General features: G+C 65.0%; 17 protein-coding genes. 14 read left to right on the plus strand and 3 right to left on the minus strand.

Annotated features, from left to right (window positions below; all coding sequences use genetic code 11):
• Positions 1 to 98 precede the first annotated feature (98 nt).
• The 10 genes from ACUCV0_RS12735 (at position 99) to ACUCV0_RS12780 (ending at position 8345) form a co-directional block, all read left to right on the plus strand.
• Complete coding sequence (locus ACUCV0_RS12735; protein ID WP_482212855.1) at positions 99 to 1037, plus strand: 4-hydroxyproline epimerase; 939 nt, start codon at positions 99 to 101, stop codon at positions 1035 to 1037.
• Complete coding sequence (locus ACUCV0_RS12740; RefSeq protein WP_482212856.1) at positions 1034 to 2149, plus strand: NAD(P)/FAD-dependent oxidoreductase; 1116 nt, start codon at positions 1034 to 1036, stop codon at positions 2147 to 2149. The genes ACUCV0_RS12735 and ACUCV0_RS12740 overlap by 4 nt, the downstream gene beginning before the upstream one ends.
• Positions 2143 to 2379, plus strand: a complete 237-nt coding sequence (locus ACUCV0_RS12745) for a (2Fe-2S)-binding protein (RefSeq protein ID WP_059316749.1) — start codon at positions 2143 to 2145, stop codon at positions 2377 to 2379. Before ACUCV0_RS12740 ends, ACUCV0_RS12745 begins: the two co-directional genes overlap by 7 nt.
• Positions 2376 to 3611 (plus strand): FAD-dependent oxidoreductase, encoded by a 1236-nt coding sequence (locus tag ACUCV0_RS12750; RefSeq protein ID WP_482212857.1) that lies wholly within the window; start codon positions 2376 to 2378, stop codon positions 3609 to 3611. The genes ACUCV0_RS12745 and ACUCV0_RS12750 overlap by 4 nt, the downstream gene beginning before the upstream one ends.
• The gene (locus tag ACUCV0_RS12755) at positions 3608 to 4399 is read left to right on the plus strand and encodes an AraC family transcriptional regulator (RefSeq protein WP_059316747.1); all 792 of its coding nucleotides are present in this window, start codon (positions 3608 to 3610) and stop codon (positions 4397 to 4399) included. Before ACUCV0_RS12750 ends, ACUCV0_RS12755 begins: the two co-directional genes overlap by 4 nt.
• The gene (locus ACUCV0_RS12760; RefSeq protein WP_271653433.1) at positions 4396 to 5316 is read left to right on the plus strand and encodes a dihydrodipicolinate synthase family protein; all 921 of its coding nucleotides are present in this window, start codon (positions 4396 to 4398) and stop codon (positions 5314 to 5316) included. The genes ACUCV0_RS12755 and ACUCV0_RS12760 overlap by 4 nt, the downstream gene beginning before the upstream one ends.
• Positions 5317 to 5677: 361 nt before the next feature.
• Positions 5678 to 6172, plus strand: a complete 495-nt coding sequence (gene purE, locus ACUCV0_RS12765) for a 5-(carboxyamino)imidazole ribonucleotide mutase (RefSeq protein ID WP_007160060.1) — start codon at positions 5678 to 5680, stop codon at positions 6170 to 6172.
• Positions 6169 to 7251 (plus strand): 5-(carboxyamino)imidazole ribonucleotide synthase, encoded by a 1083-nt coding sequence (locus ACUCV0_RS12770; RefSeq protein ID WP_059316744.1) that lies wholly within the window; start codon positions 6169 to 6171, stop codon positions 7249 to 7251. Before purE ends, ACUCV0_RS12770 begins: the two co-directional genes overlap by 4 nt.
• 129 nt (positions 7252 to 7380) lie before the next feature.
• The gene (locus ACUCV0_RS12775; RefSeq protein WP_059316743.1) at positions 7381 to 7629 is read left to right on the plus strand and encodes a GlsB/YeaQ/YmgE family stress response membrane protein; all 249 of its coding nucleotides are present in this window, start codon (positions 7381 to 7383) and stop codon (positions 7627 to 7629) included.
• Positions 7630 to 7796: 167 nt separating this feature from the next.
• Complete coding sequence (locus ACUCV0_RS12780; protein ID WP_271653430.1) at positions 7797 to 8345, plus strand: DUF3299 domain-containing protein; 549 nt, start codon at positions 7797 to 7799, stop codon at positions 8343 to 8345.
• Between the two features lie 110 nt (positions 8346 to 8455).
• On the opposite strand, the gene ACUCV0_RS12785 is transcribed toward ACUCV0_RS12780, so the two are convergent.
• Positions 8456 to 8833 carry a glutaredoxin family protein gene (locus ACUCV0_RS12785; protein WP_059316742.1) on the minus strand — a complete coding sequence of 126 codons (378 nt, stop codon included), beginning with the start codon at positions 8831 to 8833 and terminating at the stop codon, positions 8456 to 8458.
• Positions 8834 to 8974: 141 nt separating this feature from the next.
• On the opposite strand from ACUCV0_RS12785, the gene ACUCV0_RS12790 reads away from it, so the two are divergent.
• On the plus strand, positions 8975 to 9643 hold the full coding sequence (locus tag ACUCV0_RS12790) for a uracil-DNA glycosylase family protein (RefSeq protein ID WP_482212858.1): 669 nt from the start codon (positions 8975 to 8977) through the stop codon (positions 9641 to 9643).
• A 75-nt stretch (positions 9644 to 9718) separates the two neighbouring features.
• On the opposite strand, the gene ACUCV0_RS12795 is transcribed toward ACUCV0_RS12790, so the two are convergent.
• Positions 9719 to 10156: an acetyltransferase gene (locus tag ACUCV0_RS12795; RefSeq protein WP_271653427.1), complete on the minus strand. Its 438-nt coding sequence runs from the start codon at positions 10154 to 10156 to the stop codon at positions 9719 to 9721.
• Positions 10157 to 10479: 323 nt separating this feature from the next.
• Between ACUCV0_RS12795 and ACUCV0_RS12800 the strand changes: the two genes are divergently transcribed.
• Positions 10480 to 10986 (plus strand): hypothetical protein, encoded by a 507-nt coding sequence (locus ACUCV0_RS12800; protein WP_482212859.1) that lies wholly within the window; start codon positions 10480 to 10482, stop codon positions 10984 to 10986.
• Positions 10987 to 11038: 52 nt separating this feature from the next.
• Here ACUCV0_RS12800 and radC read toward each other — a convergent pair whose 3' ends face one another.
• On the minus strand, positions 11039 to 11713 hold the full coding sequence (gene radC / locus ACUCV0_RS12805) for a RadC family protein (RefSeq protein WP_482212860.1): 675 nt from the start codon (positions 11711 to 11713) through the stop codon (positions 11039 to 11041).
• A gap of 136 nt (positions 11714 to 11849) precedes the next feature.
• On the opposite strand from radC, the gene coaBC reads away from it, so the two are divergent.
• Both coaBC and dut read left to right on the plus strand, forming a co-directional pair.
• A complete protein-coding gene (coaBC, locus tag ACUCV0_RS12810) occupies positions 11850 to 13073 on the plus strand; it encodes a bifunctional phosphopantothenoylcysteine decarboxylase/phosphopantothenate--cysteine ligase CoaBC (protein WP_059316722.1) in 1224 nt (407 codons plus the stop codon).
• Entirely contained in the window at positions 13066 to 13521 is a 456-nt protein-coding gene (gene dut / locus ACUCV0_RS12815) for a dUTP diphosphatase (protein ID WP_059316721.1), read from the plus strand. Before coaBC ends, dut begins: the two co-directional genes overlap by 8 nt.
• The last annotated feature ends 251 nt before the right edge of the window (positions 13522 to 13772 follow it).

Raw genomic sequence — 13772 nt, forward strand, 5'->3', positions numbered from 1 at the left:
AGGCAATTATGCTGATATCGGCTTTTAGCTAGCCGACGTCCTGCAAGCCTTTTGCGCCTGTCTGCGCGACACTGGAGCCTCTCTCACGGAGGTCAGCCATGCAGCGCATCCGCGTCATCGACTCCCATACCGGCGGTGAACCCACCCGCCTGGTCCTCGATGGTTTTCCCGATCTCGGCCAGGGCAGCATGGCCCAGCGCCGCACCCTGCTGGCCGGGGAGCATGACGCCTTCCGGCGGGCCTGCATGCGCGAACCGCGCGGCAACGAGGTGCTGGTCGGCGCCTTGCTCTGTGAGCCGGTATCTCCTGCCGCCAGCGCTGGCGTGGTGTTCTTCAACGAGGTCGGCTACCTCGGCATGTGCGGCCACGGCACCATCGGCCTGGTCGTCTCCCTGGCCCATCTCGGCCGGATCGGCCCTGGCGATCATCTGATCGAGACGCCGGTGGGTGACGTCACCGCCACCCTGCACGACGATGGCAGCGTCAGCGTGCGTAACGTCCCGGCCTATCGCTACCGGCAGGGTATGCAGGTGGATATTCCCGGTCACGGCCCGGTCACCGGCGATATCGCCTGGGGTGGCAACTGGTTCTTCCTCTGTGCCGATCACGGCCAGCGCGTCGCCGCCGATAACCTCGAAGAGCTGCTCACCTTCAGCCTGGCCCTGCGCGGCGCCCTGGAGGCCGCGGGGATCACCGGCGAGCAGGGCGGCCATATCGATCACATCGAGCTCTTCGCCGACGACCCGGACGGCGCCGACAGCCGCAGCTATGTGCTCTGCCCGGGCCGCGCCTATGACCGCTCGCCCTGTGGCACCGGCACCAGCGCCAAGCTGGCGTGCCTGGCGGCGGACGGCGATCTCGAACCCGGCGCCGTCTGGCATCAGGCCAGCGTCATCGGCAGTCGTTTCGAGGCCCATTACCAGCCGGGCGACGAGGGCCGCATCCTGCCAGTGATCCGTGGGCGCGCTCATGTCATGGCCGAAGCGACCCTGCTGCTGGCCAACGACGATCCCTTCGCCTGGGGCATCCCGGGGTGAAGTCGGTAGCGGACGTCCTCGTCGTTGGCGGCGGCATCGTCGGTGCCAGCTGCGCCGCGGCCCTGGCCGCACGGGGCTGTCGCGTGCGGGTGCTGGACGCCGGCCTGCCTGGCGCCTCCGCCGCTGGCATGGGCCACCTGGTGGTGATGGACGACGACCCTGCCGAACTGACCTTGAGCGCCCGCTCCCTGGCACTCTGGCGTGAGCTGGTGCCCCAGTTGCCGGGCGCCGCCGACTACCGCAACTGCGGCACCCTCTGGCTGGCCCGCGATGCCGCTGAGCTGGATCTGATCGAAGAGAAGCGTCAGCGCCTGGATGCCCAAGGCGTTGCCAACCAGCCGCTCGACGCTGCGGCGACCGCCGCCGCCGAACCGGCACTGACCGCCCTGGCCGGCAGCCTGGAGGTGCCTGGCGATGGTCTGCTCTATGCCCCGGTAGTCGCCGCCTGGTTGCTGCAGCGCTCGCCGCTGATCGAATTCCAGCGCGCCCGGGTAAGCGCCGTCGAAGGTAAGCACGTGCGGCTGGACAATGGTCGCTGGCTGACCGCCGATGCCGTGGTGCTCGCCGCCGGCCTGCAGGCCGCCAGTCTCTGCCCGGACCTGCCCCTGGTGCCAAAGAAAGGCCATCTGCTGATTACCGACCGCTATCCCGAGCAGGTCCGCCACCAGCTGGTGGAGATCGGTTACGGCGCCAGCGCTCACGCCAGCAGCGGTGCTTCGGTGGCCTTCAATGTCCAGCCGCGACCCACCGGCCAGTTGCTGATTGGTTCGTCGCGGCAATTCGAGCGCCCGGATATGGCCGTGGAACCTGCGGTGGTCGGCCAACTGCTGCGTCGCGCCCTGGACTTCCTGCCGGGTCTGACCCATACCTCGCTGATCCGCGGCTGGACAGGCCAGCGCGCCGCCAGCCCCGATGGTCTGCCGCTGATCGGCGCTCATCCCGACCAGCCCGGTCTATGGCTGGCGGTCGGTCACGAAGGCCTGGGCGTCACTACCGCGCCGGCCACCGCCGAAGCCATCGCCAATGGGCTATTCGGCGAGCCTTCGACGTTCCACGTGGAACCCTTCGCACCGGCGCGTTTCACGACCGCCCCGAGGAGCCAGGCATGCTGACCCTGTTCATCGATGGCGAGCGCCTGGAGGTCCGCCCTGGCAGTCTGCTCACCGCCGCCCTGGCCAAGAGCGGCAACCCCGCCGCACGCCGTTCGGTGACCGGGGAGGCCCGAGCGCCTTTCTGCGGCATGGGTATCTGCCAGGAATGCCGGGTGCAGGTCGATGGCGTGCGCCGTCTGGCGTGCCAGACCTGCTGCCAGGACGGCATGCAGGTGGAGCGCCTGTCATGAATAGCGCGAGCTGCGATCTGCTCGTCATCGGCGCCGGCCCGGCCGGTCTCGCCGCCGCCCGCGCCGCCAGTGGCCGCGGCCTGAACCTGGTGCTGCTGGACGACAATCCCTTGCCCGGCGGCCAGATCTGGCGTGCCAGAGTCGGGCAGGTTGCGGCCGAGGTCGGCAGCTTGCCGGCCGACGTGACGCTACTGAGCGGCACCCGGGTCGCGGCGGTTCTGGGGCCGCGCCAGTTGCTGCTGGAAGACGCCTGTGGCAGTCGTACCCTGGCGTTCGAAACGCTCATCCTCTGCACCGGCGCCCGCGAACTGCTGCTGCCGTTTCCCGGCTGGACCCTGCCTGGCGTGACCGGCGCCGGCGGCCTGCAGGCGTTGATCAAGGGTGGCGTTGAAGTCGCCGATGAGCGCATCGTCGTCGCCGGCACCGGTCCGCTGCTGCTGGCCAGTGCCGCCACGGCACGTCAGGCGGGTGCCCGCATCGCCCTGGTCGCTGAACAGGCCGGACGCCACGCTGTGATGGACTTCGGCCTGGGGCTCTGGCGCTGGCCGAACAAGCTGCGTCAGGCGATCACGTTAGCTACCCCCCGCTATAGCCCCGGCACCTGGGTCGAGGCCGCGCTTGGCACCGATCACCTCGAAGCCGTTCGCCTGTGCCAGGGCGAGCGTCGCTGGGAGATAGCCTGCGATCGCCTAGCCTGTGGTTATGGCCTGGTGCCCAACGTGGAACTGGCCCAGAGCCTGGGCTGCGCCACCCTGGACGGCGCGGTGGCGGTAGATGAGCACCAGCGCACCAGCCAGCCACACATCCTGGCGGCCGGCGAGTGCACCGGCATCGGCGGCAACGAACTGGCCCAGGTCACCGGACGGATTGCCGGCCTGGTCGCCACCAGCCAGCTCGACGCTGCCCACGCCGTGCAACCGGAGGCACGCCCCTGGCGTCGCTTCGCCGCCCAGCTGGCCCACACCTTTGCCTTGAATCCCGCCATTGCCCGTCTGGCTCAACCGGATACCCTGGTCTGCCGCTGCGAGGACGTAGCGCTGGGTGCCCTGGTTGGTCATGGCGACTGGACCCAGGCCAAGCTGCGCAGTCGTTGCGGCATGGGTGCATGCCAGGGTCGCATCTGTGGTCAGGCGACCCGGGTATTGCTGGGCTGGACGCCGCCCGCACCGCGCTTTCCCCTGCAACCCACCCGTATCGACAGCCTGCTGGCCCTGACCGAGGACGAGAGATGAACGCCGCTGCCCACCTGGACGCCCTGAGCCGCGCCCGGCCCGCCGATCTGCCCGCGCTGCTTGCCAGCCTGAGCCTGGTGGCGCCGCTGCTCGATGCCATTCCCGGCGTGGTGTTCTTCGTCAAGGACCTGGAGGCGCGCTATGTGCTGGTCAACCTAACCCTGGCCCAGCGCTGCGGTTATGAAGACGTCAGCGAACTGCTCGGCAAGACTGCCGAGGAAGTCTTTCCCGCCCCCCTGGGTGGGGCCTACGCCGAACAGGATCGCCGTGTGCTGCGCGAAGGCCTGGCGCTGGACGACCAGCTGGAGCTGCACCTCTATGCCGGCCGCACTCCCGGCTGGTGCCTGACGCGCAAATTGCCGTTGCACGACGCCCAGGGTCGACTCATGGGCATGGCCGGCATCTCCCACGATCTGCAGGCGCCGGCCGCCGATCATCCGGCCCACGCCAAGGTGGCCGAAGTCGATCGCTATCTGCGCGAGCACTATGCCCAGCCGCTCTCGGTGGGCGAACTGAGTCAGCGGGTGGGCCTGTCGGTCTCCCAGCTCGAACGCCAATGCAAACGCATCCTGCGCCTCACGCCCCAGCAGTTGCTACACAAGGCCCGGCTCGACGCCGCCTCGCGCCTGCTGGCCCGCGATCTGCCCGTCACCGAAGTGGCCCTGGCCTGTGGCTATACCGACCACAGCGCCTTTAGCCGCCAGTTCCGCCGTCTCACCGGCCTGTCGCCCCGGCAATACCGCGACTCTCTCAAGCCCCGTCTGCGTCTGGAGGAAACCCCTGCATGAGCACTCCCCGCGTCAACTGGAGCGGCGTCTTTCCCGCCGTCACCACCCAATTCAACGATGACTTCTCGGTCAATCTGGACCAGACCCATGGCGTGATCAGCAACCTGGTGCGCGATGGCGTCTCCGGTCTGGTGATGTGCGGCACCGTGGGCGAGAACACCTCCCTGACCCTGGAAGAGAAGATCGCCCTGGTGGAGGTCGCCAAGGACGCCGCCGCTGGCCGCGTGCCGGTGATCTGTGGCGTGGCCGAATTCACTAGCCTCAACGCCACCCGCACCGCCCAGGCTGTAGGTCGCGCCGGCGCTGACGGCATCATGCTCATGCCGGCCCTGGTCTACTCGGCCAAGCCCCACGAGACCGCCGCCCACTTTCGCAGCGTGGCCAGCGCCCTCGACCTGCCACTGATGGTCTACAACAACCCGCCGATCTATAAGAACGACGTCACCCCGGACATCCTCATCTCCCTGGCCGACGTCGACAACATCGTCTGCTTCAAGGATTCCTCCGGCGACACCCGCCGCTTCATCGACGTGCGCAACGAGGTGGGCGACCGTTTCGTGCTTTTCGCCGGCCTCGACGACGTGGTGCTGGAAAGCATCGCAGTGGGCGCCGAAGGCTGGGTCTCGGGCATGTCCAACATCTTCCCCACCGAAGGCGAAACCATCTTCCGCCTGGCCAAGGCCGGCCGCTTCGCCGACGCCATGCCGCTCTACGAGTGGTTCATGCCGCTGCTGCACCTGGACGCCCGTCCGGACCTGGTGCAGTGCATCAAGCTCTGCGAAGAACTCGCCGGCCGCGGCCGCGCCCTGACCCGCCCACCCCGCCTGGCCCTGCCCGACGCGGATCGCGCCTTCGTCGAACGCCTGATGGCCAAGGCCCTGGAAACCCGTCCGCAATTGCCGAATGTAGGGATCTGAGGCAGGGTCAACCGCGGCCATAGCGGCTCGGTCCTACAGGGGCGAACGCTACCGTAGGAGCGGCCCATGGCCGCGATAAACCGATATGCCTCCACACACGCCAATCCACCCCCTCTCCCGCCTGCGGGAGAGGGCTGGGGTGAGGGCGCTCTTCAGGGCGGTCCCACCCGAATCACCCGGCCCTCTGGCCCGTACCTTTCACTCCACACCACCCCCCATTCCATGAGCGCCACGTCCTGTCCTCCAACCGACAGGCGATACCCGGCGCAGGAGCACGCTCCGCCCCGCTTTCGTCTATACTGTGCCGCTCATTTCCCAAGCCACGTCCGCCGCGTGGCTTCTTCATTTCAGAGGCACGACGATGAGCGCACTCGTAGGCGTGATCATGGGCTCCAAGTCCGACTGGTCCACCCTGAGCCACACCGCCGACATGCTGGACAAGCTGGGCATTCCCCACGAAGTGAAGGTGGTCTCCGCCCACCGCACCCCCGACCTGCTGTTCCAGTACGCCGAAGAGGCTGCCGGTCGCGGTATCGAGGTGATCATCGCCGGTGCCGGTGGCGCCGCCCACCTGCCGGGCATGTGCGCCGCCAAGACCCACTTGCCGGTGCTGGGCGTGCCGGTGCAGTCGTCCATGCTCTCGGGCGTCGACTCCCTGCTGTCCATCGTGCAGATGCCCGCCGGTGTACCGGTCGCCACCCTGGCCATCGGCAAGGCCGGCGCCATCAACGCCGCGCTGCTGTCCGCCAGCATCCTCGGTGGCAAGTATCCCGAGTACCACGAGCGGCTGAACGCCTTCCGTGACGAGCAGACCCGCACCGTGCTGGACAATCCCGATCCGAGGGAGCAGGCATGAAGATCGGTGTCATCGGTGGCGGCCAGCTGGGCCGCATGCTCGCCCTGGCCGGCACGCCGCTGGGCATGAACTTCGCGTTTCTCGACCCGGCGCCGGATGCCTGCGCCGCTGCCCTGGGTGAACACCTGCGCGCCGACTACGGCGACCAGGATCACCTGCGCCAGTTGGCCGATGAAGTCGATCTGGTGACCTTCGAATTCGAGAGCGTCCCGGCTGAAACCGTGGCCTTCCTCTCGCAGTTCGTACCTGTCTATCCATCGGCCGAAGCCCTGCGCATCGCCCGCGACCGCCTGTTCGAAAAGTCCATGTTCCGCGACCTGGGCATTCCTACGCCCGCGTTCGCCGATGTCCTGTCCCAGGCCGACCTGGACGCCGCCGTGGCCCGTATCGGCCTGCCGGCGGTGCTCAAGACCCGTACCCTGGGCTACGACGGCAAGGGCCAGAAGGTCCTGCGCCAACCGGAAGACGTCGCCGGCGCCTTCGCCGAACTGGGCAGCGTCCCCCTGCTGCTGGAAGGCTTCGTCCCCTTCACCGGCGAGGTCTCCCTGGTGACCGTGCGCGGCCGTGACGGCGAGGTGGCCTGCTATCCGCTGGTACACAACACCCACGAAAGCGGCATCCTGCGCCTGTCGGTGGCCAGTTCCGACCACCCGCTGCAGGCCCTGGCCGAAGACTATGCCCGCCGTGTGCTGGAGCAGCTCGACTATGTCGGCGTGCTGGCTTTCGAGTTCTTCGAGGTCGAGGGTGGCCTCAAGGCCAACGAGATCGCGCCGCGCGTGCATAACTCCGGGCACTGGACCATCGAAGGCGCCGAGTGCAGCCAGTTCGAGAACCACCTGCGCGCCGTGGCCGGCCTGCCGCTGGGCTCCACCGCCAAGGTCGGCGAGAGCGCCATGGTCAACTTCATCGGTTCGGTGCCGCCGGTAGCGGCCGTCACCGCCCTGGAAGACTGCCACCTGCACCACTACGGCAAGGCCTTCAAGGCCGGCCGCAAGGTCGGTCACGCCACCCTGCGCAGTGCTGACGCGGCGACCCTGCAGACCCGCATCGCCGCCCTGGAAGCCCTGATCCAGGACTGATGCCAAACGGCTTCCGTGCACGGAAGCCGTTTTCCCCCTGAACCTCAGCCGATCACCGGTGGTCGGAGAGTACAACGACGCCTGCTGACCGGCGTTGTCTTACCAGCACTCAAACAGGGGATTCTTCACATGGGCATCATCGCAACCATCATCATCGGTCTCATCGTCGGCCTGGTTGCCCGCTTTCTGAAGCCGGGCGACGACAGCATGGGCTGGATCATGACCATCATTCTGGGCATCGTCGGCTCCGTGGTCGCCACCTACCTGGGCCAGGCAATGGGCATCTACCGTGCCGGTGAAGGCGCAGGCTTCATTGGTGCCGTGGTCGGTGCCATCATCGTGCTGTTCATCTACGGCATGGTGACCAAGCGTCGCTAAGACGCCGCTTCGCCTCGGCGAAGCCTAGCTACAAAGGTTTTCAGCCCTCGGAGTCGCCCGTCGACCCGGGGGCTTTTTTATGGAAGACGCTCTGGTTCGCGGTCGTGGGTCTGGACCCCTAGGCCGCCGCGCCGCACACTCGGACTTTTGCGCCTAGCCTGCCGACCATGCCCAGACTGCTCATCACCCTGCTGCTCGCCAGCCTGCCCCTGCTGACTCACGCCGCCAAGGGCGAACCGCCCGAAACCAACTGGCTGGACCTGCTCACCGCGGAAGATCGCCGGGCCCTGGAAACCATGCCCGAGATCACCCACAACAGCCCGGAGGCGCCGGGCGGCTTCGGCTCGCCGGGCGGGCTCAAGCAGAAAGACAATGGCCTGCCCGAGGTGATGCACTCCACTCGTACAGTGGCCGCCCTGAATGGCAAGAACGTGCGCCTGGGTGGTTTTCCGGTGCCCCTGGAGACCGACGCCAAGGGCAATTTCCGCGAATTCTTCCTGGTGCCCTATCCGGGCGCCTGCATCCACGTGCCACCGCCACCGCCGAACCAGATCGTCCTGGTGCGCTACCCCAAGGGCGTGCCGCTACCGGACATCTATGAGCCCTACTGGGTCATAGGCACCCTGCACACCGAGTCGGTCGATAACGACCTGGCCGAAGCGTCCTATACCCTGGACGCCAGCAAGGTCCGCAAGGTCGAAGAAAGCGACCTGTAGCCCCTTAGGTTGGGCCGAGACAGCTCCACCGTCGAAGCCCAACAAACCAAGGCAAATGCGTAGCGTGGACAACGGCGCAGCCTTGTCCACTACAGCTCAACACTCAGACATCACGCCGGCTGCCGCTCGCCGTAGCGCTGCTCCAGGTAGGCGATGATGTCGTCCGACTCGTACATCCATACGCTCTGGCTGCCTTCGTCGATGCGCAGGCAAGGCACCTTCACCCGGCCACCGCCCTGTTCCAGCTCGGCACGCAGCTGCGGGTCCTTCTTGATGTCCTTGAGCCGGATCGGCAGGTTCAGCCGATGCAGGGCGCGGCGGGTCTTCACGCAGAAGGGGCAGGCCTGGAACTGATAGAGCGACAGATTCGCCAGTTCCGCCTCGATGGCAGCCTGGGCCTGCTCACTGCGCTTGAGCTTGCGCGGCCGGGTCACCAGATCCAGGCCGACGATCACCTGGCCGAGGCCGTTGCGTAGCAGATTGATCAACGGGATTCACCTTGAGGGGTCGTTCGAGCCGGGCAGTTTACCCTATCGCCTCAGGGCTGCCGCTCCGCCAGTCGTTACGGAACGTCACCCGCAAGGCAGCGCTCTACAAGAGGGATTAATTCCTCGATGGGGATCTGTTGCATGCCGCTGTCTTCCGCAGAGCGCGAAGCCTTTCGCCAACTCGCCGCCGACCTTCCTGGTGTCGATCTTCCGATCTACGAACAATTCGCCAAGGACCCGCTGGACCCCATCATCGGTCTGGGCGATCCCGAGGCGCCCCTGGGCTTTTTCGGTCGCGATCCCGGGCGGGAAGAAGTGAAGTACGGCGAGCCCTTCATCGGCAGCGGCGGCCAGATCGCCCGCAAGGTCCTCTACAAACACCTGTACGGCCATCCCCCGGCCGACTTCGAGGCCAGCCGCAGCCTGAGCCAGCAATTCTTCTGGGCTAACACCGTGCCCTACAAACCCCTGGGCAACAAAGCCTGGTCGGAACGGATAAAAAAGACCTTCCACCCCCTGATGCGCCGTCTGCTGGTAGAGCACTGGCACGGCACCCAGCTCATCACCTTTGGCCGCGAAGCCTTCCTCTGGTTCGGCATCGGCCAATCCAAGGAAGAACGCGCCCGCCTGGAAGCCTTCTGGAAGAGCGAAGACCGCTTCGAAAGCAGCATCGAGGTCACCCTGGAAACGGAGGAGGGTACTTGCAAGACGCTGACGCTCTATCCACTGCCGCATCCGTCGCCGTTGAATCAGACGTGGTATACGAGGTTTCCGGGGTTGTTAGAAAGTAGAATAAAAAAACTCGTATAGGGTTATAACGTAAGCGTCCGGCGAATTCACCTTCCGAACTCCCGCTTTAAGGGCGAGCGATTCACTACTACAGTTCTAGCCGGGCAGGCTCAAGTGCAGCAAGGGGAAGGGGCGGCCCTCGCCATCCAGCGGAGAACGACCTGTTTGAACAAACCCGTAATGTAAATAGAACCCTACCGCTTCAGGGTTCTGTTCATTCACATCAACACTCATCTGACTGCGCAGACTGCGGGCATGATCCAGCAGTGCGCGGCCAATCCCTTTCCCTCGAAGATCTGGTTCGATGAAGAGCATCTCTACGTGGTTTTCATTGAGCCCGATGAACCCTAGCGGGCAGTCCTCGGCATCTACCGTAACCCATAATTCAACAGCGGGTAGGTAAATATCGCGGAGCTGAGGAAGCAATGCCTCGATATCGGATTCTTGCAGGAAGTGATGTGTGGCGCGAACGGAGCGCAGCCAAATGTTGAGCAGTTGCGGATGGTCGGCGTTAGTAGCCTGACGAATGATCATAGAATCATCCTTTACACTTGATATCGGAAATGAGGCGCGCTAGTAGATGGCGACCGTAAAAGTGTCGGCAACTTGTATGACCGCTTCGCGAGTTAACGCCTGGGCGGTTCACGGCAGAGGTAGCCGGAAAGGAGGGAGGAAGGACGATACTGGGAGGCTTTGGGGGTGTCAAAAAAAGTTACGGAAGGGAATGGTGGAAGCATACCTGACAGATGGTGGCCGGGCCGGTAAGGATCTCACGCGGGACGCTAGAACCGGATGATGTCAGGAACTTACGGTGACTTACCCGGACGCTTACGTTATAACAAGATTCTTATGCCATCTTGGATGCCGAAATAAAAGGGTTCTGGTCTTTTGTATGCTCCTTGTTTGGGGTAGGTCTAGGTACCTTTCTTATAGGGTTTTTAGGAAAAACCCAGATTGAAAATCGCTTGAGGGCGAGTATAGATCACGAGTATTCAAAGGATTTGGAACGCATCAAGGATGAGATAATTAGAGATCAAGTCAAGGCCATCGAAGAGTTAAAAAGAGAAATTCAAATCAGAGATAGAGCCGCAAAGATTGCTGATCTTTTATCGGAGTGGTTTTCATGGCCGGAGAGCCGAAAAAAGCTAAATTTGCTGACTTTCGAAGCTTTTTTGTGGCTTCCTGATGAAATTCTTGAGGACCTCTCTGCAGTGCTTTCACATTCTCCAGATGCGCCTGATGTCAGACAGGACTTAAGCAAAGTAAGAAAGCATTTGCTAGGGCCTACAAATTTAGGCCCAGAAAAATTTATAATTTGCAAGGATGATGCTAGTAACTGTTCCAACAAAAATGACCCAAAATAAAAAATTTTTTAAACATTCCTCTAAATAGTTTTAAAAGCATTAGATTCAATAGCTAAAGCCACCCATATTCCGCCATCGACAAGGGCTCTCCATCCCCGACGATGAAATGATCCAGCACCCGCACATCTACCAGCGCCAGGGCATCCTTCAGGCGCGTAGTGAGCAGGCGGTCGGCCTGGCTGGGTTCGGCGATGCCGGAAGGGTGGTTGTGGGTGAGGATGACGGCGGCGGCGTTGTGGGCGAGGGCGCGCTTGACCACCTGGCGGGGGTAGACGCTGGCGCCGTCGATGGTGCCGTGGAACAGCGCCTCGAAGGCCAGTACCCGGTGGCGGGTGTCGAGGAACAGGCAGCCGAAGACTTCGTGGGGTTCGTGGCGCAGGCGCGCCTTGAGATAGTCGCGGACCTGCTGGGGGCTTTCCAGCGCCGAGTCGCGCTTGAGACCTTCGGCGAGGTGACGGCGGCCCATTTCCAGCACCGCCTGCAGCTGGCTGTACTTGGCCGGGCCGAGGCCGAGGTGAGCGCTGAAGGCGGCAAGGTCGGCCTCTAGTAAGGCTCTCAGGCTGCCGAATTCCCCGAGCAGCTGGCGGGCGAGGTCCACGGCGCTTTTACCGGCCACGCCGGTGCGTAAAAAGATCGCCAGTAGCTCGGCGTCGGTGAGGGCCTGGGCGCCCTGTGCCAGCAGTTTTTCCCTCGGCCGCTCCTGGGCCGGCCAATCCTTGATGCTCATGGGGCGCTCCCTGTCTGGCGGGGCGCCTGCGTCCTGCAGGCGCTGTGCTATCTTAACCGGATCATTCGCGGGTGCGCGCAGGCCTCGATTGGCCGTGCGATGCCCGTTCTAGACGGTTCGAGAACGGAAAGGCTATATGCAGCGGCTCCATCGTAAACGCATCGTGCTGGGCGTCGGAGGTGGCATCGCCGCTTACAAGAGCGCCGAGCTGGTGCGCCGCCTCAAGGATCAGGGCGCCGAGGTGCGGGTGGTACTGACCCGCGGCGGGCGCGAATTCATCACGCCGCTGACCCTGCAGGCACTGTCCGGGCTGCCCGTGCACCTGGATCTGCTGGATCCGGCCGCCGAAGCGGCCATGGGTCATATCGAGCTGGCCCGCTGGGCCGATCTGGTGCTGGTCGCGCCGGCCACCGCCGATGTGATGGCGCGCCTGGCCCAGGGCATGGCGGACGATCTGCTCACCACCCTGGTGCTGGCCACCGATGCCCGGGTCGCCCTGGCACCGGCCATGAACCAGGCCATGTGGCGCGATCCGGCTACCCAGGCCAATGCCGAGCTCCTGCGCCGCCGTGGTATCGCGCTGTTCGGCCCGGCCAGTGGCAGCCAGGCCTGTGGCGACGTCGGCCCCGGCCGGATGCTGGAAGCCACCGACCTGGCGCAGCTCGCCGCCGACTGCTTCCAGCGCCTGGACCTGACCGGTCGCCATGTGGTCATCACCGCCGGCCCGACCCAGGAAAACATCGACCCGGTGCGCTACATCACCAACCACAGCTCCGGCCGCATGGGCTTCGCCCTGGCGGAAGCGGCGGCGGAGGCGGGTGCCCGCGTCAGCCTAGTGAGCGGGCCCGTGCACCTGCCGACGCCCGATCGTGTCGAGCGTATCGACGTGATCAGCGCCCGCGACATGCTGGCGGCCTGCGAGGCGTTGATGCCTTGCGACGTGCTCATCGCCTCGGCGGCGGTGGCGGACTATCGCCCCGAGGTCATCGCGCCGCACAAGTTGAAGAAGGACCCTACCCGTGGCGACGGCCTGCTGCTGGAGCTGGTGCGCAACCCGGACATCCTCGCCACCCTGGCGGGGCGCCCGGATCGGCCCTTCAGCGTCGGCTTTGCCGCGGAAACCCAGAACCTGCTGGAGTACGCCCAGCGCAAGCTGCGCGACAAGAATCTCGACCTCATCGTCGCCAACGATGTGGCCAATCCGGCCATCGGCTTCAACAGCCAAGACAATGCGGTCACCGTGATCGACCGTGGCCTGCACGAGATCCGCTTCGAGCAGACCAGCAAGAGCAAGATCGCCCGCCAGCTCATCGCCCTGATTTCCACCCACCTCAAAGACACCGCTCAGACTCATGCATAGCCTTCAAGCCAAGATCCTCGACCCGCGCCTGGGGCGCGATTTTCCGCTGCCGTCCTACGCCACGCCTGGTTCGGCCGGCCTCGACCTGCGTGCCATGCTGCAGGAGGAACTGGTGCTGGAGCCGGGCCAGACCGCGCTGATCCCCACGGGGCTCGCCATCCATGTCGCCGATCCGTCGCTGGCGGCGCTGATCCTGCCGCGCTCGGGGCTGGGCCATAAGCACGGCATCGTGCTGGGCAATCTGGTCGGCCTGATCGACTCGGACTACCAGGGCGAACTCATGGTCTCCTGCTGGAATCGCGGCCAGACCACCTTCACCGTGAGCATCGGCGAACGTATCGCCCAGCTGATGCTCGTACCTGTGGTGCAGGCGCACTTCGACATCGTCGAGAGCTTTACCGAGACCGAACGCGGTACCGGCGGCTTCGGGCACTCCGGTACCCGCTGACGCCAGATACGCAAGGCGCGCCGTGACATAAAGGAGAAGAACGGCATGGCAAGGGGCAAGAACGGCAAGGATGTGCGCAAGACGGCCCCTCGGGTCGCTGCATTGCCCGGCATGGGCGCGGGTCTGCTGCTGGCGCTCGCCGGCCTGCTGCTGGCCGCGGTGCTGCTGTGGTTCCTGGTGTTGCAGCCGCAGGGCGCACGCAATCAGGAGCAGCAGGCGGATCAGGCCCTGCAGGCCCAGGCCACCTCCCT

This window comes from Pseudomonas sp. VMV1, assembly GCF_056790235.1.